Here is an 18,298-nt window from a genome sequence, read left to right on the forward strand (position 1 = left end):
TGAGTCATAGCAGTGCTTCGGTCCCCCAGCAGGCGCTCGGGTGAGGACAGAGGGAGTCCGGCGTGAAGAAGACCTCGACCCGGCTGGCCGACGGTCGTGAGCTGATCTACTACGACCTGCGCGACGACACGGTGCGGGGCGCGGTCGACCGGCGCCCGCTGGAGCGCACCCTGACCACCTCCGAGATCCGCCACGACGCGCTGCTCGGGGACGCCGTCGCGATCGCCTCGCACCGCCAGGGCCGCACCTACCACCCCCCGGCCGACGAGTGCCCGCTGTGCCCGTCGGAGGGCGAGCGCCTCAGCGAGATCCCGGACTCCTCCTACGACGTCGTCGTCTTCGAGAACCGCTTCCCCTCCCTGGCCGGCGACTCCGGCCGCTGCGAGGTGGTCTGCTTCACCTCCGACCACCACTCCTCCTTCGCCGATCTGACCGAGGAACAGGCGCGGCTGGTCCTGGACGCCTGGACCGACCGCACGTCGGAGCTGTCGCATCTGCCCTCCGTCGAGCAGGTGTTCTGTTTCGAGAACCGCGGCGCGGAGATCGGCGTGACCCTCGGCCACCCCCACGGGCAGATCTACGCCTACCCGTTCACCACCCCGCGCACGTCGCTGATGCTGCGCCAGGTGGCGGCGTACAAGGAGGCGAGCGGCGGCGAGAACCTCTTCGACGCCGTCGTGGAGCGCGAGCTGGCCGGCGAGCGGGTCGTCCTGGAGGGGGAGCACTGGGTGGCCTTCGTGCCCTACGCCGCGCACTGGCCGTACGAGGTGCACCTGTATCCCAAGCGGCGGGTGCCGGACCTGCTGGCGCTGGAGGAGGGGGCCCGCACGGAGTTCCCCCAGCTCTATCTGGAACTCTTGAGGCGCTTCGACCGGATCTTCGGACGGGGTGAACCGCCCACGCCGTACATCGCCGCCTGGCACCAGGCGCCGTTCGGCCCGCTGGTGGAGCCCGACGGCGTCACCCGTGACGACTACGCGCTCCACCTGGAGCTTTTCACCATTCGCCGGACGTCGGGCAAGCTGAAGTACCTCGCGGGCTCCGAGTCCGGCATGAGCGTGTTCATCAACGACGTGCCTCCGGAGCGCGCGGCCGAGCGACTGCGAGAGGTAGCGAGTTCATGAGCGGTAAGTACCTGGTGACGGGCGGTGCGGGGTACGTCGGCGGGGTGGTGGCCCAGCATCTGCTGGAGGCCGGCCACGAGGTCGTCGTCCTCGACAACCTCTCCACGGGATTCCGGGAGGGCGTCCCGGCGGGCGCCGCCTTCATCGAGGGCGACATCCGCGACGCCGCCAAGTGGCTGGACTCCTCCTTCGACGGCGTCCTGCACTTCGCCGCGTTCTCGCAGGTCGGCGAGTCGGTGGTGAAGCCGGAGAAGTACTGGGACAACAACGTCGGCGGCACCATGGCCCTGCTGGGCGCCATGCGCGAGGCGGGCGTGAAGAAGCTGGTCTTCTCCTCCACGGCCGCGACCTACGGCGAGCCGGAGGAGGTCCCGATCGTGGAGAGCGCCCCGACGAAGCCCACCAACCCCTACGGCGCCTCCAAGCTCGCCGTCGACTTCATGATCACCAGTGAGGCGAACGCGCACGGCCTGGGCGCGGTCTCGCTGCGCTACTTCAACGTCGCCGGCGCCTACGGCGCGCAGGGCGAGCGCCACGACCCCGAGTCGCACCTCATCCCGCTGGTGCTCCAGGTCGCCCAGGGCCGCCGCGACGCGATCTCGGTCTACGGCGAGGACTACCCGACGCCGGACGGCACCTGTGTGCGCGACTACATCCACGTCGCGGACCTGGCCGACGCCCACCTGCTGGCCCTGACGGCCGCCCGGCCGGGCGAGCACCTGATCTGCAACCTCGGCAACGGCAACGGCTTCTCCGTCCGCGAGGTCATCGAGACCGTCCGCCAGGTGACCGGCCACCCGATCCCCGAGGTGGTCGCCCCGCGCCGGGGCGGCGACCCGGCGGTCCTGGTCGCCTCCGCGGACACCGCGCGCGAGCGCCTCGGCTGGCAGCCGCGCCGCGCGGACCTCGCCGGGATCGTCGCCGACGCATGGGAGTTCGCGCAGAACCGCGCGAAGTAACGCACTTTCGAGCAGAAGGTACGAAAGGTCAGGGTCAGGGATGAGCGAGGCCGTCGCCGAACGGTTCGTGGAGCTGTACGGAGCCGAGCCCGAGGGGGTGTGGGCGGCGCCCGGCCGCGTCAACCTCATCGGTGAGCACACCGACTACAACGACGGCTTCGTCATGCCGTTCGCACTGCCGCACACCGCCGTCGCCGCCGTGCGCCGGCGCGAGGACGGCCGGCTGCGGCTGCACTCGGCGGACATCGAGGGCGGCGTCGCCGACCTGTACGTCGACGATCTCGCCCCCGAGTCGGACAAGGGCTGGACGGCCTACCCGGCGGGCGTGGTGTGGGCGCTGCGCCAGGCCGGGCACCCGGTGACCGGCGCGGACATCCACCTCGCCTCCACCGTCCCGGCGGGTGCGGGCCTGTCGTCCTCGGCGGCGCTGGAGGTCGTCGTCGCCCTGGCCCTGAACGACCTGTTCGGCCTCGGCCTGCGCGGCTGGCAGCTGGCCCGCCTGTGCCAGCGCGCCGAGAACGTCTACGTCGGCGCCCCGGTCGGCATCATGGACCAGACCGCGTCGGCGTGCTGCGAGGCCGGCCACGCCCTGTTCCTCGACACCCGTGACCTGTCCCAGCGGCAGATCCCCTTCGACCTCGCGGCCGAGGGCCTGCGCCTGCTGGTCGTCGACACCCGGGTCAAGCACGCGCACAGCGAGGGCGAGTACGGCAAGCGCCGCGCCGGCTGCGAGAAGGGCGCCGCGCTGCTCGGCGTCGACGCCCTGCGGGACGTGCCGTTCGACGGCCTGGACGCGGCGCTGGCGCGGCTGGGCGACGAGGAGGAGGTCCGCCGCCTGGTCCGGCACATCGTCACGGAGAACCACCGGGTTCAGCGGGTGGTGGCGCTGCTGGAGTCTGGCGACACCCGCGCCATCGGCCCGGTCCTCGTCGAGGGCCACGCCTCCCTGCGCGACGACTTCCGCATCTCCTGCCGCGAACTGGACCTGGTCGTCGAGGCGGCGCTGGCCTCCGGCGCCCTCGGCGCCCGCATGACCGGCGGTGGCTTCGGCGGCTCGGCGATCGTCCTGGCCGAGACGTCCGACGTGGAGACGATCACCAAGGCCGTCGAGGAGGCCTTCAGCGCGGCGGGCCTGACCGCCCCGCGCGTCTTCGAGGCGGTCCCCTCGGCGGGCGCGCGCCGGCTCAGCCGATCCGCTTCACCAGCGTGTACTCCGTGATCCCCGGCGGATAGTCGGGGATCACGCACACCACCTCGTACCCCTGCTTGAGATAGAAACCGGGCGCCTGGAAGTCCCACGTCTCCAGGCGTACGGCGGTGCAGGCGCGGCCGGTGCGGGCGAGGTGCTCGGCGCGCGCCAGCAGGCGGGAGCCTAGGCCGGCGCTGCGGTGCCGTTCGTCCACCCACAGCTGGTCGACGTGCAGCCAGCCGGCCCAGGTGCGCCCGACCAGGCCGCCCGCGAGATCACCGGCGCCGTCCAGCGCCCACAGGTGCAGGGGGACGTCCCGTTCGTCGGGGGTGCCGCGCAGGGCGCGCAGCACGGGCGAGGCCGCGGTGTTCGCCGCACGGAGGCGCGAGCGCAGCAGCTGACGTCGCTCTTTGTCCACTCGTGCCTCAATTCGGAACATGCGGCTCACCCTAAGCGCCGGGATACCGCCAGTTCTGCAATTCTCCTTGCCCTGCCCGGCCGCGGCCCTACGCTGTGAACAACACCGGTGGGGGCCCGTGCCGTTCAGGGGGCGAGTGACGTCGGGTGCGGCGCTCGCGACGGGGGAAGCGAAGGGTGCGGCGGCGGCCGTCACGGTGCGGCGACCCCCGGGCGCCGTGCCCGCGCCGGTCGTCGTGGCGAGGCCAGTGGGGGTCATCCGTGGTGCGCATCCGAGTCCTGGTCGTCGACGACCACCGCATCTTCGCCGAGTCGCTCGCCGCGGCGCTGGCCGCCGAGCCGGACGTCGAGGTGGCCGCGGCCGGCAGCGGCCCGGCCGCGCTGCGCTCGCTGGAGCGGGCGGCCGCCGAGGGCCGCCGCTTCGACGTGGCGCTCGTCGACGCCGACCTGGGCGCGATGCCGCCCGCAGTGCGGCCCGCGCCGCCCGTGCCGCAGGGCGAAGACGGCGTCGTCGACGGGATCTCCCTGGTCGCGGGGGTGCGCGCGGCGCAGCCGCAGCTGCGGACCGTGGTGCTCGCCGAGCGGGACGATCCGCGCCGCGCGGCGCTCGCCCTGCAGGCCGGGGCGTGCGGCTGGGTCGCCAAGGACTGCTCGCTGTCGCGGCTGCTGGCCGTGATCCGCGGGGTGCTGCGCGACGAGACGCATCTGCCGCCGGCCCTGCTGACCGGTGTGCTGCGCGAGATGACGGCCGCGCGCAAGCACCGCACCGAGAGCGAGCGGCTGGTGGAGGCCCTCACCCCGCGCGAGCGGGAAGTGCTGCGCTGCATGGTCGCCGGGCTCGGCCGCAAGGCGGTCGCCGAGCGGCTGTTCCTCTCCCCGCACACCGTGCGCACCCATATGCAGAACGTGCTGGGCAAGCTCGGCGTGCACTCCACCCTCGCGGCCGTGGCGCTGGCCCGCCGCGCCGGGGTGGGGCCGGCCGAGCTGGGCGGCCCCTCAGCCGGGGATGTTGTCGAACGGGGCGGTCAGCTGGCGTAGCAGCCCGGCCAGTTCACCGCGCTGGGCCCGGGACAGCTCGGCGAGGATCGCCCGCTCCTGGTCCAGCAGCCCGGCCAGCGCCTGGTCGGCGCGGTCGCGGCCCTCGTCGGTCAGGCGGACCAGCACACCGCGGCGGTCGCTGGGGTCGGGCAGCCGCTCCACCAGGCCCTTCTTGGCCAGGCGGTCGATCCGGTTGGTCATGGTCCCGGACGTCACCAGCGTCTGGGTCAGCAACTGCCCGGGGGAGAGCTGATACGGGGCGCCCGCGCGCCGCAGGGCCGTCAGCACGTCGAACTCCCACGGCTCCAGACTGTGCTCGGCGAAGGCAATACGGCGCGCCCGGTCCAGGTGCCGGGCCAGTCTGCTCACCCGGCTGAGCACCTCGAGCGGTTCCACGTCGAGGTCCGGACGCTCCCGGCGCCACGCTGCGACCAGCCGATCGACCTCGTCCTCCATGGCGATCAGTGTAGTGGTTGTGTCGACATTAAGTCTCTTGATGTCGTGTCTCTTGACATCAAGATAAATGCGCGGCGACAGTAGCACCATGACCAAGCCGACCTGGGACCCGGACCAGTACCTCCGACACGCCGGGCACCGCGCCCGCCCCTTCACCGACCTCCTGGCCCGCATCCCCGACCCGCCCGTCGACCGGCCCCGCATCGCCGACCTCGGCTGCGGGCCCGGCAACGTCACCGCCCTGCTCGCCGAGCGCTGGCCCACCGCCCACATCACCGGCTACGACAACGCACCCGAGATGCTGGACGCCGCCCACACCGGCCACGAGGGCCCCACGGCCCAGGGCGGCCGCCTCGACTTCGCCCACGCCGACGTACGCCACTGGACGCCCGCCGAGCCGTACGACGTGATCGTCTCCAACGCCACCCTCCAGTGGGTGCCCGGCCACGCCGACCGGTTCGCCGACTGGGTCGCCGCCCTGCGCCCCGGCGGCACCTTCGCCTTCCAGGTCCCCGACAACATCGACGCCCCGCTGCACGCCCTGATGCGTGACCTCGCCGCCACCCCCCGCTGGCACTCCCGCCTCGGCGGTGTCCTGCGCCGCACCGACTCCGTCCACACCCCCGGCGCCTACCTCGACCGGCTCGCCCGCCTCGGCTGCGCCACGGACGTGTGGCAGACGACGTACCTCCACGTCCTGCCGGGCGAGGACCCGGTGCTGGACTGGGTCAAGGGCACCGGCCTGCGCCCCGCGCTCACCGCCCTCGCCGACGACCCCGGCGCCCGCGACGCCTTCCTCGCCGAATACCGGGACCTGCTGCGCCGCACCTACCCGAGCGAGCCCTACGGCACCGTCCTGCCCTTCCGCCGCCTGTTCGCCGTGGCCGTGAAGGAGGTCCGGGGATGATCGCCGCCATCGACCACGTCCAGCTCGCCGCCCCGCCCGGCAGCGAGGACGCCCTGCGCGCCTTCTACTCCGGCGTCCTCGGCATGACCGAGATCCCCAAGCCGCCGGTGCTCGCGGCCCGCGGCGGCTGCTGGTTCCAGACGGGCGCCGTCCAGCTCCACCTCGGCATCGAGGACGACTTCCGGCCCGCCCGCAAGGCCCACCCCGGGCTGCGCGTCACCGGTATCGAGGCGTACGCCGCCCGTCTCACCGCCCGCGGCGCCGAGGTCAGCTGGGACGACAACCTCCCAGGTCACCTGCGCTTCTACGCCGAGGACCCGGTCGGCAACCGCCTGGAGTTCCTCGAACCCCAGGTTTGAGCGGCGCCGCCGCGGTCACCCGGTGCCATGAGACGTCCCGCAGAGCTGACTGGGAGTGATCAACCGTGGCAGGCGAGCAGAAGGCCAAGGGCAAGAAGGAAGAGCTCAAGGGCAAGGCCAAGGAAGCGGCCGGCCGCACCGTCGGCAACGAGAGCGCGACCGCCGAAGGCAAGGGCGAGCAGATGAAGGGCGACGCCCGCCAGGCCAAGGAGAAGGCGAAGGACGTCTTCAAGCACTGAGCCCACATGGGTGAGGGCCCCCGCGTCCGCGGGGGCCCTCACCCATGTCGTTCGTCGGCCCGCTGCCGCTGCCGTTCGTCGGCCGCTGCCGTCAGTCTCGGCGTCGGCGCCGTCAGCTCTTGCGGTGACCGATCAGCCGGGGCTTCGGCTCGAGCCCGTCCAGCCCGTGCCAGGCCAGGTTCACCAGGTGGGCCGCGACCTCCGCCTTCTTCGGCCGGCGCACGTCCAGCCACCACTGGCCGGTCAGCGCCACCATCCCCACCAGCGCCTGCGCGTACAGCGGGGCCAGCTTCGCGTCGAAGCCGCGCGACTTGAACTCGCGGCCCAGGATGTCCTCCACCTGGGTGGCGATGTCCGAGATCAGCGAGGCGAACGAGCCGGTCGACTGGGGGATGGGCGAGTCACGGACCAGGATGCGGAACCCGTCCGTGTACTCCTCGATGTAGTCCAGCAGCGCGAACGCCGCCTGCTCGCACAGCTCACGCGGATGGCCGGCCGTCAGCGAGCTGGTCACCATATCCAGCAGCCGCCGCATCTCACGGTCCACGACGACCGCGTACAGGCCCTCCTTGCCGCCGAAGTGCTCGTACACCACCGGCTTGGAGACCCCGGCCTTCGCCGCGATCTCCTCCACCGACGTGCCCTCGAAGCCCTTCGCCGCGAACAGGGTCCGACCGATCTCCAGCAGCTGCTGGCGGCGCTCGGCACCGGTCATCCGGGTGCGACGCGCACGCCGCGGCTTGTCATTGCTGGGGGTGCTGGAGTCGGTCGCCACGGCGTCCATCATGCCGCGTCGGCGCTCACCTTCCGCCGCCGGGAGCGGTCGTCCTCGGTGCTGCGACGCGAATCGATACGCGAGCGTGACGGCCAGCGCACGTCGTACGCCCAGCCCAGCATCTCGAACCAGCGGATGATCCGCGCCGAGGAGTCGATCTGGCCGCGCATCACGCCGTGCCGCGCGGAGGTCGGGTCGGCGTGGTGCAGGTTGTGCCAGGACTCGCCGCACGACAGGATCGCCAGCCACCACACGTTGCCCGAACGGTCCCGCGACTTGAACGGCCGCTTGCCCACCGCGTGACAGATGGAGTTGATCGACCAGGTGACGTGGTGCAGCAGCGCCACCCGGACGAGTGACCCCCAGAAGAACGCGGTGAACGCGCCCCACCAGGACATCGTGACCAGCCCGCCGATCACCGCGGGCAGCGCCAGCGACAGCGCCGTCCACAGCACGAACTGCCGCGAGATCGCCCGCAGCGCCGGGTCCTTGACCAGGTCCGGGGCGTACTTCTCCTGCGGGGTCTGCTCCTCGTCGAACATCCAGGCGATATGCGCCCACCACAGGCCCTTCATCAGCGCCGGCACGGTCTCGCCGTACCGCCACGGGGAGTGCGGGTCGCCCTCGGCGTCGGAGAACTTGTGGTGCCTGCGGTGATCCGCCACCCAGCGCACCAGCGGCCCCTCCACGGCCATCGACCCGGCGATCGCCAGCGCGATCTTCAGCGGGCGCTTGGCCTTGAAGGAACCGTGGGTGAAGTGCCGGTGGAAGCCGATCGTGATCCCGTGGCAGCCCAGGTAGTAGAAGAAGACCAGCAGGCCGAGATCCAGCCAGCTCACGCCCCAGCCCCAGGCCAGTGGCACCGCCGCCAGCAGAGCGAGGAACGGGACAGTGATGAACAGCAGCAGCGCGATCTGCTCGATCGAGCGCTTCTGCTCGCCGCCGAGTGTGGCGGCCGGTACGGGCGTGTCGTCGGGCGCCTTACGAGCGTCTGCGATCACATCGGAGGAGCTAGTGGTCATACGCGTCCCCTGTGGGGTCGAGGGTCTGGGCGATGCCGGACCACGGAAACCGATTCTCTTCCCTACGGTTCCGTAACCTACGGCATCGTAAGTATGGCAGCGTGTTGCCCGGCGGCAAGAGCCCATGGGCCTGCGCGTTCCGACGCCACCTATCCTGGAGTCGGTCGGACAGCGCGGTCCGCTCTGAAGTTTTTTCCCGGACGTCCGGCACGTAAGCGGTGCCTCCGCTCGAGACGCACGTCCGGGTTCCCCTCCCAGACGAGCTTCAACACTGCAAGGAGCCGCACCTGTGAGCAGTGCCGACGACCAGACCACCACCACCAGCACCGAGCTGCGCGCCGACATCCGCCGGCTGGGCGATCTCCTCGGCGAGACCCTCGTCCGCCAGGAGGGCCCCGAGCTCCTGGACCTGGTGGAGAAGGTCCGCCGTCTCACCCGCGAGGACGGTGACGCCGCCGCCGAACTGCTGCGCGGCACCGAACTGGAGACCGCGGCCAAGCTGGTCCGCGCCTTCTCCACCTACTTCCACCTCGCCAACGTCACCGAACAGGTCCACCGCGGCCGCGAACTGCGCGCCAGGCGCGCCGCCGAGGGCGGCCTGCTCTCCCGCACGGCCGACCGGCTCAAGGACGCCGACCCCGACCACCTGCGCGAGACGGTTCAGCACCTCAACGTCCGCCCCGTGTTCACCGCGCACCCCACCGAGGCCGCGCGCCGGTCCGTCCTCAACAAGCTGAGGCGCATCGCCGCACTCCTGGACGAGCCCGTCCTCGACTCCGACCGGCGCCGCCACGACACCCGCCTGGCCGAGAACATCGACCTCGTCTGGCAGACCGACGAACTGCGCGTCGTACGCCCCGAGCCCGCCGACGAGGCCCGCAACGCCATCTACTACCTCGACGAACTGCACGCCGGCGCCGTCGGCGACGTCCTGGAGGACCTCACCGCCGAACTCGAGCGGGTCGGCGTCAAGCTCCCCGACGACACCCGCCCCGTCACCTTCGGCACCTGGATCGGCGGCGACCGCGACGGCAACCCCAACGTGACCCCCCAGGTCACCTGGGACGTGCTCATCCTCCAGCACGAGCACGGCATCAACGACGCCCTCGACATGATCGACGAGCTGCGCGGCCTGCTGTCCAACTCCATCCGCTACACCGGCGCCACCGACGAACTCCTCGACTCCCTCAAGGCCGACCTCGACCTGCTCCCCGAGATCAGCCCCCGCTACAAGCGCCTCAACGCCGAGGAGCCCTACCGGCTCAAGGCCACCTGCATCCGGCAGAAGCTGCAGAACACCAAGCGGCGCCTGGCCACCGGCACCCCCCACGAGGACGGCCGCGACTACCTCGGCACCAGCGAGCTCCTCGCCGACCTGCGCATCATCCAGACCTCCCTGCGCGCCCACCGCGGCGGCCTGTTCGCGGACGGCCGCCTCGCCCGCACCATCCGCACCCTCGCCGCCTTCGGCCTCCAGCTCGCCACCATGGACGTCCGCGAACACGCCGACGCCCACCACCACGCCCTCGGCCAGCTCTTCGACCGCCTCGGCGAGGAGTCCTGGCGCTACGCCGACATGCCGCGCGACTACCGCACCCGGCTGCTCGCCAAGGAACTGCGCTCCAGAAGGCCGCTCGCGCCGAGCCCCGCCCCCGTCGACGCGGCCGGGCAGAAGACCCTCGGCGTCTTCCAGACCGTCAAGCGCGCCCTGGAGGTCTTCGGACCCGAGGTCATCGAGTCGTACATCATCTCCATGTGCCAGGGCGCCGACGACGTCTTCGCCGCCGCCGTCCTCGCCCGCGAAGCCGGACTGGTCGACCTGCACGCCGGCTGGGCCAAGATCGGCATCGTCCCCCTCCTGGAGACCACCGACGAGCTGAAGGCCGCCGACACCATCCTGGAGGACATGCTCTCCGACCCCTCCTACCGGCGCCTGGTCTCCCTGCGCGGCGACGTCCAGGAGGTCATGCTCGGCTACTCCGACTCCTCCAAGTTCGGCGGCATCACCACCAGCCAGTGGGAGATCCACCGCGCCCAGCGCCGCCTGCGCGACGTCGCCCACCGCTACGGCGTGCGCCTGCGCCTCTTCCACGGCCGCGGCGGCACCGTCGGCCGCGGCGGCGGCCCCTCCCACGACGCGATCCTCGCCCAGCCCTGGGGCACCCTGGAGGGCGAGATCAAGGTGACCGAGCAGGGCGAGGTCATCTCCGACAAGTACCTCATCCCCTCCCTCGCCCGGGAGAACCTGGAACTGACGGTCGCGGCCACCCTGCAGGCTTCCGCCCTGCACACCGCGCCCCGCCAGTCCGACGAGGCCCTCGCCCGCTGGGACGCGGCCATGGACGTCGTCTCGGACGCCGCCCACGGCGCCTACCGCCGCCTGGTGGAGGACCCCGACCTGCCGACGTACTTCCTCGCCTCCACTCCGGTCGACCAGCTTGCCGACCTGCACCTGGGCTCGCGGCCCTCCCGCCGCCCCGGCTCGGGCGTCTCGCTCGACGGACTGCGCGCCATCCCCTGGGTGTTCGGCTGGACCCAGTCCCGGCAGATCGTCCCCGGCTGGTTCGGCGTCGGCTCCGGCCTCAAGGCCCTGCGCGAAGCCGGCCTCGACAGCGTGCTCGACGAGATGCACCAGCAGTGGCACTTCTTCCGCAACTTCATCTCCAACGTCGAGATGACCCTCGCCAAGACCGACCTGCGCATCGCCCAGCACTACGTCGACACCCTCGTCCCCGACGAACTCAAGCACGTCTTCGACACCATCAAGGCCGAACACGAGCTGACCGTCGCCGAGGTGCTCCGCGTCACCGGCGAGAGGGAACTCCTCGACGCCACGCCCGTCCTGAAGCAGACCTTCACCATCCGCGACGCCTACCTCGACCCGATCAGCTATCTCCAGGTCGCCCTGCTCAAGCGGCAGCGCGACGCCGCCGCCGCCGGTGAACAGCCCGACCCGCTGCTCGCCCGCGCCCTGCTGCTCACCGTCAACGGTGTCGCGGCCGGCCTGCGCAACACCGGCTGACCCGGCTGCTCACAGCAGACGACGGTGCCCCCGGGCCACCCGGCCCGGGGGCACCGCCCGTCCCACCGGCCCGGATCAGCCCCGGGCCGCCCTGCGGCGCCGTAGCACCAGGAGACCGCCGCCCGCGACCAGCGCCGCCGCGACCCCCGACAGCGCGCCCACCGGCGCGCTGCTCCCGGTGTGCGCGAGGTCCCCACCGGCCGCACCGCCCTGCGCCGGCGCCGACGGCGACGCCGACGGGGCAGCGCCACCGGCGGACGCGGACGCCGACGCGGCAGCCGACGGAGCAGCCGACGGAGCGGCCGACGCGGACGCCCCGGCCGACGCCGATGCCGAGGCCGACGCCGACGGCGCCGCGCCGCCCTCGGACTTCGCGCAGTCCGTCCAGAACACCTTGTGCTTGGCCGCCTTGCTCTTCTCACCGGCGAACGTCCAGAACAGCTTGTAGTGCCCGTCCGGCAGCGACAGATCCGCCGTACGGCCATGACCCGCGCCGTCCAGGGCGAGCGCGCCGGACTTCACCGTCGCGCCCTTCACGCCGGCCGTCGGCGCCCAGGACTCGATGTGCCAGGACACCTGCTGACCGCCGTCAAAGCCGAAGGCGTCCAGATAGAACGTGCACACGTGCGGCTCGTTGCGGCGCAGCTCCTCGCCGGTCGAGGCATCGTGGATCTTGACCGTTCCGTTGTCGCCGGGCGTGGTCGCGTGAGCGGCGGGCGCCGTGAACACGGCAGCCGCGGTGAGGGCGCACACGGCGCCGACTCGGGTGGGGGTACGCATGGGGGGGGCCACTCTTCGTGATGCCGATGGGGAAGGTGGGAGGTGGCGGCTCAGCATCCAGCGGCAGCGAAACGCAGGTCAATCACGAACAGGGAACACTCAGGGTCTTCACAACACCCACAGCGCGCACCGCCCCCACACGGCGACGACCTGCGCACCCGGTCGACTCACCGGAGGGACACGTCAGGAGTTGTACGCGCTCTGCGCCCGCTCCAGACCCTCCGTCACCAGACACTCCACCGCGTCCGCCGCCCGGTCCACGAAGTAGTCCAGCTCCTTGCGCTCCGCCGACGCGAAGTCCTTCAGCACGAAGTCCGCCACCTGCATACGCCCCGGCGGCCGCCCGATCCCGAACCGCACCCGGTGGTACTCCCGCCCCATCGCCTTCGTGATCGACTTCAGCCCGTTGTGGCCGTTGTCCCCGCCACCGAGCTTCACCCGCAGCGTCCCGTAGTCGATGTCCAGCTCGTCGTGCACCGCCACCACGTTGCCGAGCGGCACCTTGTAGAACTCGGCCAGCGCGTTCACCGGACCGCCCGACAGGTTCATGTACGACATCGGCTTCACCAGCACCACCCGCCGGTTCGCAGGTCCCGGCGGACCGATCCGCCCCTCGACGACCTGCGCCTGCGCCTTGCCGGCCCGCTTGAACCGGCCCCCGATCCGCTCCGCCAGCAGATCCGCCACCATGAACCCCACGTTGTGCCGGTTCATCGCGTACTCCGGCCCGGGATTGCCCAGCCCCGCGATCAGCCAGGGGGCACCGGCATCGGTCGTCACGTGCTTGTCTCCTCGATACGCGCCAGCCGCCACCCCCGGTGAGAACCCACCGGGAGCAGCGGCTGACGAACGACTTCAGAAAAGGGGGGAGGATCAGGCCTCGGCGGCCTCGTCGCCCTCACCCTCGGCGCCCTCGGCGGCCTCCTCGGCCTGCGCGGCCAGGACCTGCAGGACGACGGTGTCGTCGTCGACGGTCAGGATGACACCCTTCGGCAGGGTGATGTCCTTGGCGAGGATCTGGGCGCCGGCCGCGAGACCCTCCACGGACACCGTCACGGCCTCGGGGATGTGCGTGGCCTCGGCCTCGACCGGCAGGGCGTTCAGCACGTGCTCGAGCAGGTTGCCGCCGGGGGCCAGCTCGCCCTCGGTCTGCACCGGGATCTCGACCGTGACCTTCTCGCCGCGCTGGACGAGCTGCAGGTCGACGTGCTCAAGGAAGCCCTTCAGCGGGTCGCGCTGCACGGACTTCGGGATCGCCAGCTCGTTGCGCTGACCGTCGATGTCCAGGGCGATCAGGACGTTCGGCGTACGCAGCGCCAGCAGCAGGTCGTGGCCCGGCAGGGACAGGTGCAGCGGGTCGGAACCGTGGCCGTACAGCACACCCGGGACCTTGTTGTCACGGCGGATGCGGCGCGCGGCGCCCTTGCCGAACTCGGTGCGCGTCTCGGCGGTGAGCTTGACCTCGGACATACGGATCACTCCTCGTAGAAAGCTTGAAAGGGACGGAGTCACCCGGCCAACGAACGGCCTGCTACGAAGAGCGCGTCGATTACGGACCACCGCACCGCACGGGTACGGCCTCCCTCGCCGAGCAACTGCAGCAGTCTACTCGGAGAGGGAGGCCGTACCAAAAGGATCACAGCGGGCCCCCGGCCGGCCTGTGCAGAACCCTTCCTGCACAGCGCTCGCCGAACGCCCCGAGGCGCTCCTACTGCTCGTCGAACAGGCTCGTCACCGAACCGTCCTCGAACACCTCACGCACCGCGGACGCGATCGTCGGCGCGATCGACAGCACCGTGATCTTGTCCAGATCGCGGTTCAGCTCACCCGGCGTCGGCAGCGTGTTCGTGAACACGAACTCACTCACCCGCGAGTTCTTCAGCCGGTCCGCCGCCGGACCCGACAGCACACCGTGCGTCGCCGTCACGATGACGTCCTCCGCGCCATGCGCGAACAGCGCGTCCGCGGCCGCACAGATCGTGCCACCGGTGTCGATCATGTCGTCCACCAGCACGCAGACACGGCCCTTGACCTCACCCACGACCTCGTGGACGGTCACCTGGTTCGCCACGTCCTTGTCGCGCCGCTTGTGCACGATCGCCAGCGGCGCGCCCAGACGGTCGCACCAGCGGTCCGCCACCCGCACCCGGCCGGCGTCCGGAGACACCACCGTCAGCTTCGACCGGTCGACCTTGCGGCCCACGTAGTCCGCCAGCAGCGGCAGTGCGAACAGATGATCGACCGGGCCGTCGAAGAAGCCCTGGATCTGATCCGTGTGCAGATCCACCGTCAGGATGCGGTGCGCACCCGCCGTCTTCATCAGGTCCGCGATCAGACGCGCCGAAATCGGTTCACGGCCACGGTGCTTCTTGTCCTGCCGCGCGTAACCGTAGAACGGCACGATCACCGTGATGGAGCGGGCCGACGCACGCTTCAGCGCGTCGATCATGATCAACTGCTCCATGATCCACTTGTTGATCGGAGCCGTGTGGCTCTGGATCAGGAAGCAGTCCGCACCGCGGGCCGACTCCTGGTAACGCACATAGATCTCACCGTTCGCGAAGTCGAAGGCCTTCGTCGGGACGACCCCGACACCCAGCTGCTGGGCGACCTCCTCGGCAAGCTCGGGGTGGGCGCGGCCGGAGAAGAACATCATCTTCTTCTCGCCGGTCGTCTTGATCCCGGTCACAGCACTGATCTCCTCAGAGGTGTACTCAGCTGGGTGTCGAGAGACCTCGCCGCTGGGGCGCGGCAGGCCGTCTCAGCTGGTGGGGTGCGGGTATGTGCACTTATCACGGTACGCCGTCTTCGACGCACCCGTTTCCGGTCAGCCCTCGTCAGAGGGGTTCCGGGACGCCGCCTCGGCCGCCTTCGCCGCCGCGCTGCCGGGACGCTTGCGCGCCACCCAACCCTCGATATTCCGCTGCTGACCACGGGCCACGGCCAGCGAACCGGGCGGCACATCCTTGGTGATCACCGAGCCGGCGGCCGTATAAGCACCGTCCCCGACCGTGACAGGCGCCACAAACATGTTGTCCGATCCGGTACGGCAATGGGACCCGACCGTCGTGTGATGCTTCTTCTCACCGTCGTAGTTCACGAACACACTCGCGGCACCGATGTTCGTGTACTCACCGATCGTCGCGTCACCGACGTAACTCAGGTGCGGAACCTTCGTCCCCTCACCGATCTCGGCGTTCTTCGTCTCGACATACGTGCCGATCTTGCCCTTTCGGCCCAGCCGCGTCCCCGGCCGCAGATATGCGAACGGACCCACCGACGCCTCAGGACCGACCTCCGCCCCGTCCGACACGGTGTTGTCCACCCGCGCCCCCGCACCGACCCGCGTGTCGTGGAGCCGGCTGTTCGGCCCCACCTCCGCGCCCTCCGCCAGGTGGGTCGCACCGGTCAGCTGCGTCCCCGGATGCACGACCACGTCCTGCTCGAACGTGACCGTCACATCGATCCAGGTGCTGGCCGGGTCGATCACCGTCACCCCGGAGAGCATCGCGGCCGTCAGCAGCCGCTCATTGAGAACCCGCCGCGCCTGCGACAACTGCACCCGGTTGTTGATCCCCGCGATCTCCCCGTGATCCGCGGCGACACACGCGCCGACGCGATGCCCGGCCTCGCGCAGGATGCCCAGGACGTCCGTCAGGTACTCCTCGCCCTGGCTGTTGTCCGTCCGCACCCTCTTCAGCGCGTCGGCCAGCAGCGCCCCGTCGAACGCGAACACCCCGGAGTTGATCTCCCGGATCTCCCGCTGCGTCTCGGAGGCGTCCTTGTGCTCCACGATCGCCGTCACGGCACCGGAGTCGTCCCGCACGATCCGCCCGTACCCCGTCGCGTCCGGCATCTCCGCCGTCAGCACCGTCACGGCGTTGCCGTCCGCGGCATGCGTCGACGCGAGCCGCGTCAGCGTGTCACCGGTCAGCAGGGGCGTGTCCCCGCACACCACCACGACCGTCCCCTCGACGCTCCCGCCCAGCTCCTGCAGCGCCATCCGTACGGCGTGCCCGGTGCCGTTCTGCTGCTCCTGCACGGCGGTGCGCACGCCGGGGTCGACCTCGGCGAGATGCGCCGTGACCTTCTCCCGGGCATGCCCGACCACGACGACCAGGTTCTCGGGGTCCAACTGACGGGCGGAGGCCAGCACATGGCCGACGAGGCTGCGGCCGCAGATCTCGTGCAGCACCTTCGGTGTGGCCGACTTCATACGGGTGCCCTCACCCGCTGCGAGTACGACGACGGCGGCCGGGCGGATGACGCTCACGGGGGTGCCCTTCGGCTGGTGGTGGGGTGGGGGTGGACGTCCGCAGGATACCGGGGCGTTCGGCGGGGGAAATGGGTGCGGGTCCTGACGGTGATGTCAGGACCCGCGTGGCTCCAGCTCCCCTGCCAGGACTCGAACCTGGAACAAATCATCCAAAGTGACCCGTGTTGCCGATTACACCACAGGGGAGGGCATAAGGCGCTAAACGGACATCTCGCCAGTCCGTTGAGGTCGCGGCACCTACTATGCCGCACCATGCGCCTTCGACGCGACGGTACAAGTCGGCGCTCTGCCGCACGGTGAGCGCACCGCCGGTTCCGCGTCCGGCGCTTCCGGGCCGTCGGCTTCGCCTGTCCGAGGGGTGTCCCCCGGTACTCGAAACTCGCCGGAAAAGGCCCGGCGGGCGATCGTAGGCTGGAGGCATGACCACGACGGGGGAAGAGCACGCGGCGGCCGGGACCGGGCCGTGGTGGTGGGTGCGGTGGCGTTCCGCCGTGCTGGACGCGGCGCTCGCGGTGGTGTCCGCCGCCGAGTGTGCGGTGGAAGGGGTTCCGTTCGCGCGGGACGCCGGGGTTCCGGTGTCCGTGGGGGTCGTGTTCGGGTCCCTCGCCGGGGCCGTGCTGCTGGCGCGCCGGCGCTGGCCGATCGCCGTCGTGCTGGTGTCCGTCGCGATCACGCCCGCGCAGATGGGGTTCGTCATGGGCGTGGTCGGGCTGTACACGCTCGCCGCGTCCGAGCTGCCGCGGCGGATCATCGCGTCGCTGGCCGGGATGTCCCTGGTCGCGATGCTGATCGTGACGTTCGTGCGGTTGCGGCAGGCCGCGGACAGCGGGGACGTGGGGCAGTGGTTCGTTCCGTTCGCGTCCATCTGTATGGCGCTCGGGATGACGGCTCCGCCGGTGCTGCTGGGGCTGTATGTGGGGGCGCGGCGCAGGCTGATGGAGAGTCTGCGGGAGCGGGCGGACTCGCTGGAGCGGGAGCTTCAGCTGCTGGCGGAGCGTGCGGAGGAGCGCGCGGAGTGGGCGCGCGGCGAGGAGCGGACGCGGATCGCGCGGGAGATGCATGACGTGGTCGCGCATCGGGTGAGTCTGATGGTCGTGCATGCGGCTGCCCTGCAGGCCGTGGCGCGCAAGGATCCCGAGAAGGCGGTGAGGAACGCGGCGCTGGTGGGGGACATGGGGCGGCAGGCGCTGACCGAGTTGCGGGAGATGCTCGGGGTGCTGCGCAGTTCGGACGGTGGTGCTGACAGCAGGCGGGTGCCGGCGCCGCTCGCGGCCGTGGGGGTGGCCGCTGCCGCGGTCGCCTCCCGGGCCGCTGACAACGATGTGGTGGCTGACGGGCCGTGTCTGGCGGAGATCGAGGAACTGGTCGGGCAGTCGGCGGCTGCCGGGATGGTGGTCGATCTGTCGGTCGAGGGGGAGGCGCGCTCGTGTGCCTCGGAGGTGGAGGCGACGGCGTACCGGGTGGTGCAGGAGGCGCTGACGAACGTCCACAAGCATGCGGCGGGTGCGAAGACGTATGTGCGGCTGGCGTACCGGGGGGCGGAGATCGCGATGCAGGTGGAGAACGAGCCGCCTTCCGAGGCGGGGTCGGCGTCGTCGGCGCGGTTGCCGTCGGGCGGTAACGGCCTGGTGGGCATGCGGGAGCGGGTGGTGGCGCTCGGCGGGGTGTTCGTGTCGGGGCCGACGGACGCGGGGGGTTTCCGGGTGTCGGCGGTGCTTCCGGCGCCGTAGGCGGG

The 18,298-nt window shown here is 71.2% G+C and carries 18 protein-coding genes and 1 tRNA gene; 9 read left to right on the forward strand and 10 right to left on the reverse strand.

Going from position 1 to position 18,298, the window contains the following annotated elements:
- Positions 1 to 62: 62 nt before the first annotated feature.
- The 3 genes from galT to galK are packed head-to-tail and all read left to right on the forward strand — an operon-like array spanning position 63 to position 3,302.
- Complete coding sequence (galT, locus tag AC0B9F_RS19840) at positions 63 to 1,124, forward strand: galactose-1-phosphate uridylyltransferase (protein WP_472004310.1); 1,062 nt, start codon at positions 63 to 65, stop codon at positions 1,122 to 1,124.
- On the forward strand, positions 1,121 to 2,083 hold the full coding sequence (gene galE / locus AC0B9F_RS19845) for a UDP-glucose 4-epimerase GalE (RefSeq protein ID WP_472004312.1): 963 nt from the start codon (positions 1,121 to 1,123) through the stop codon (positions 2,081 to 2,083). Before galT ends, galE begins: the two co-directional genes overlap by 4 nt.
- Positions 2,084 to 2,123: 40 nt before the next feature.
- Entirely contained in the window at positions 2,124 to 3,302 is a 1,179-nt protein-coding gene (gene galK / locus AC0B9F_RS19850) for a galactokinase (protein ID WP_472004313.1), read from the forward strand.
- Here the strand turns inward: galK and AC0B9F_RS19855 are convergent.
- A complete protein-coding gene (locus AC0B9F_RS19855) occupies positions 3,268 to 3,711 on the reverse strand; it encodes a GNAT family N-acetyltransferase (protein WP_472004315.1) in 444 nt (147 codons plus the stop codon). The two genes, galK and AC0B9F_RS19855, sit on opposite strands and share 35 nt — an antisense overlap.
- Positions 3,712 to 3,950: 239 nt before the next feature.
- Here AC0B9F_RS19855 and AC0B9F_RS19860 point away from each other — a divergent pair, with 239 nt between their 5' ends.
- On the forward strand, positions 3,951 to 4,727 hold the full coding sequence (locus AC0B9F_RS19860) for a LuxR C-terminal-related transcriptional regulator (RefSeq protein WP_472004317.1): 777 nt from the start codon (positions 3,951 to 3,953) through the stop codon (positions 4,725 to 4,727).
- Here AC0B9F_RS19860 and tamR read toward each other — a convergent pair.
- Complete coding sequence (tamR, locus tag AC0B9F_RS19865) at positions 4,686 to 5,183, reverse strand: MarR family transcriptional regulator TamR (protein ID WP_472004319.1); 498 nt, start codon at positions 5,181 to 5,183, stop codon at positions 4,686 to 4,688. The two genes, AC0B9F_RS19860 and tamR, sit on opposite strands and share 42 nt — an antisense overlap.
- 88 nt (positions 5,184 to 5,271) lie before the next feature.
- Between tamR and AC0B9F_RS19870 the strand changes: the two genes are divergently transcribed.
- From AC0B9F_RS19870 to AC0B9F_RS19880, 3 genes are all read left to right on the forward strand, one after another.
- Positions 5,272 to 6,090, forward strand: coding sequence for a trans-aconitate 2-methyltransferase (locus AC0B9F_RS19870; protein ID WP_472004321.1), 819 nt, complete (start codon positions 5,272 to 5,274; stop codon positions 6,088 to 6,090).
- A complete protein-coding gene (locus tag AC0B9F_RS19875; RefSeq protein WP_472004323.1) occupies positions 6,087 to 6,449 on the forward strand; it encodes a VOC family protein in 363 nt (120 codons plus the stop codon). Before AC0B9F_RS19870 ends, AC0B9F_RS19875 begins: the two co-directional genes overlap by 4 nt.
- Positions 6,450 to 6,514: 65 nt before the next feature.
- On the forward strand, positions 6,515 to 6,688 hold the full coding sequence (locus AC0B9F_RS19880; protein ID WP_472004325.1) for a CsbD family protein: 174 nt from the start codon (positions 6,515 to 6,517) through the stop codon (positions 6,686 to 6,688).
- A 112-nt stretch (positions 6,689 to 6,800) separates the two neighbouring features.
- Here the strand turns inward: AC0B9F_RS19880 and AC0B9F_RS19885 are convergent, their stop codons facing one another.
- Entirely contained in the window at positions 6,801 to 7,475 is a 675-nt protein-coding gene (locus AC0B9F_RS19885; RefSeq protein ID WP_472004327.1) for a TetR/AcrR family transcriptional regulator, read from the reverse strand.
- A complete protein-coding gene (locus AC0B9F_RS19890) occupies positions 7,472 to 8,485 on the reverse strand; it encodes an acyl-CoA desaturase (protein WP_472004329.1) in 1,014 nt (337 codons plus the stop codon). The genes AC0B9F_RS19885 and AC0B9F_RS19890 overlap by 4 nt, the downstream gene beginning before the upstream one ends.
- Before the next feature lie 289 nt (positions 8,486 to 8,774).
- Here AC0B9F_RS19890 and ppc point away from each other — a divergent pair, with 289 nt between their 5' ends.
- The gene (gene ppc / locus AC0B9F_RS19895) at positions 8,775 to 11,507 is read left to right on the forward strand and encodes a phosphoenolpyruvate carboxylase (protein ID WP_472004330.1); all 2,733 of its coding nucleotides are present in this window, start codon (positions 8,775 to 8,777) and stop codon (positions 11,505 to 11,507) included.
- 75 nt (positions 11,508 to 11,582) lie between these two features.
- On the opposite strand, the gene AC0B9F_RS19900 is transcribed toward ppc, so the two are convergent.
- From AC0B9F_RS19900 to AC0B9F_RS19925, 6 genes are all read right to left on the reverse strand, one after another.
- Positions 11,583 to 12,287, reverse strand: coding sequence for an LPXTG cell wall anchor domain-containing protein (locus AC0B9F_RS19900; RefSeq protein WP_472004333.1), 705 nt, complete (start codon positions 12,285 to 12,287; stop codon positions 11,583 to 11,585).
- A 183-nt stretch (positions 12,288 to 12,470) separates the two neighbouring features.
- The gene (gene pth / locus AC0B9F_RS19905) at positions 12,471 to 13,067 is read right to left on the reverse strand and encodes an aminoacyl-tRNA hydrolase (RefSeq protein ID WP_472004335.1); all 597 of its coding nucleotides are present in this window, start codon (positions 13,065 to 13,067) and stop codon (positions 12,471 to 12,473) included.
- 93 nt (positions 13,068 to 13,160) lie between these two features.
- Complete coding sequence (locus tag AC0B9F_RS19910; RefSeq protein ID WP_472004338.1) at positions 13,161 to 13,757, reverse strand: 50S ribosomal protein L25/general stress protein Ctc; 597 nt, start codon at positions 13,755 to 13,757, stop codon at positions 13,161 to 13,163.
- Between the two features lie 238 nt (positions 13,758 to 13,995).
- On the reverse strand, positions 13,996 to 14,976 hold the full coding sequence (locus AC0B9F_RS19915; protein ID WP_472004341.1) for a ribose-phosphate diphosphokinase: 981 nt from the start codon (positions 14,974 to 14,976) through the stop codon (positions 13,996 to 13,998).
- 138 nt (positions 14,977 to 15,114) lie between these two features.
- Positions 15,115 to 16,560, reverse strand: a complete 1,446-nt coding sequence (gene glmU / locus AC0B9F_RS19920; RefSeq protein WP_472004344.1) for a bifunctional UDP-N-acetylglucosamine diphosphorylase/glucosamine-1-phosphate N-acetyltransferase GlmU — start codon at positions 16,558 to 16,560, stop codon at positions 15,115 to 15,117.
- 117 nt (positions 16,561 to 16,677) lie between these two features.
- A tRNA-Gln gene (locus AC0B9F_RS19925) sits at positions 16,678 to 16,749 on the reverse strand.
- A 233-nt stretch (positions 16,750 to 16,982) separates the two neighbouring features.
- Between AC0B9F_RS19925 and AC0B9F_RS19930 the strand changes: the two genes are divergently transcribed.
- Entirely contained in the window at positions 16,983 to 18,293 is a 1,311-nt protein-coding gene (locus tag AC0B9F_RS19930; protein WP_472004346.1) for a sensor histidine kinase, read from the forward strand.
- Positions 18,294 to 18,298: the final 5 nt, after the last annotated feature.

It is taken from the genome of Streptomyces sp. NPDC097129, from assembly GCF_055668065.1.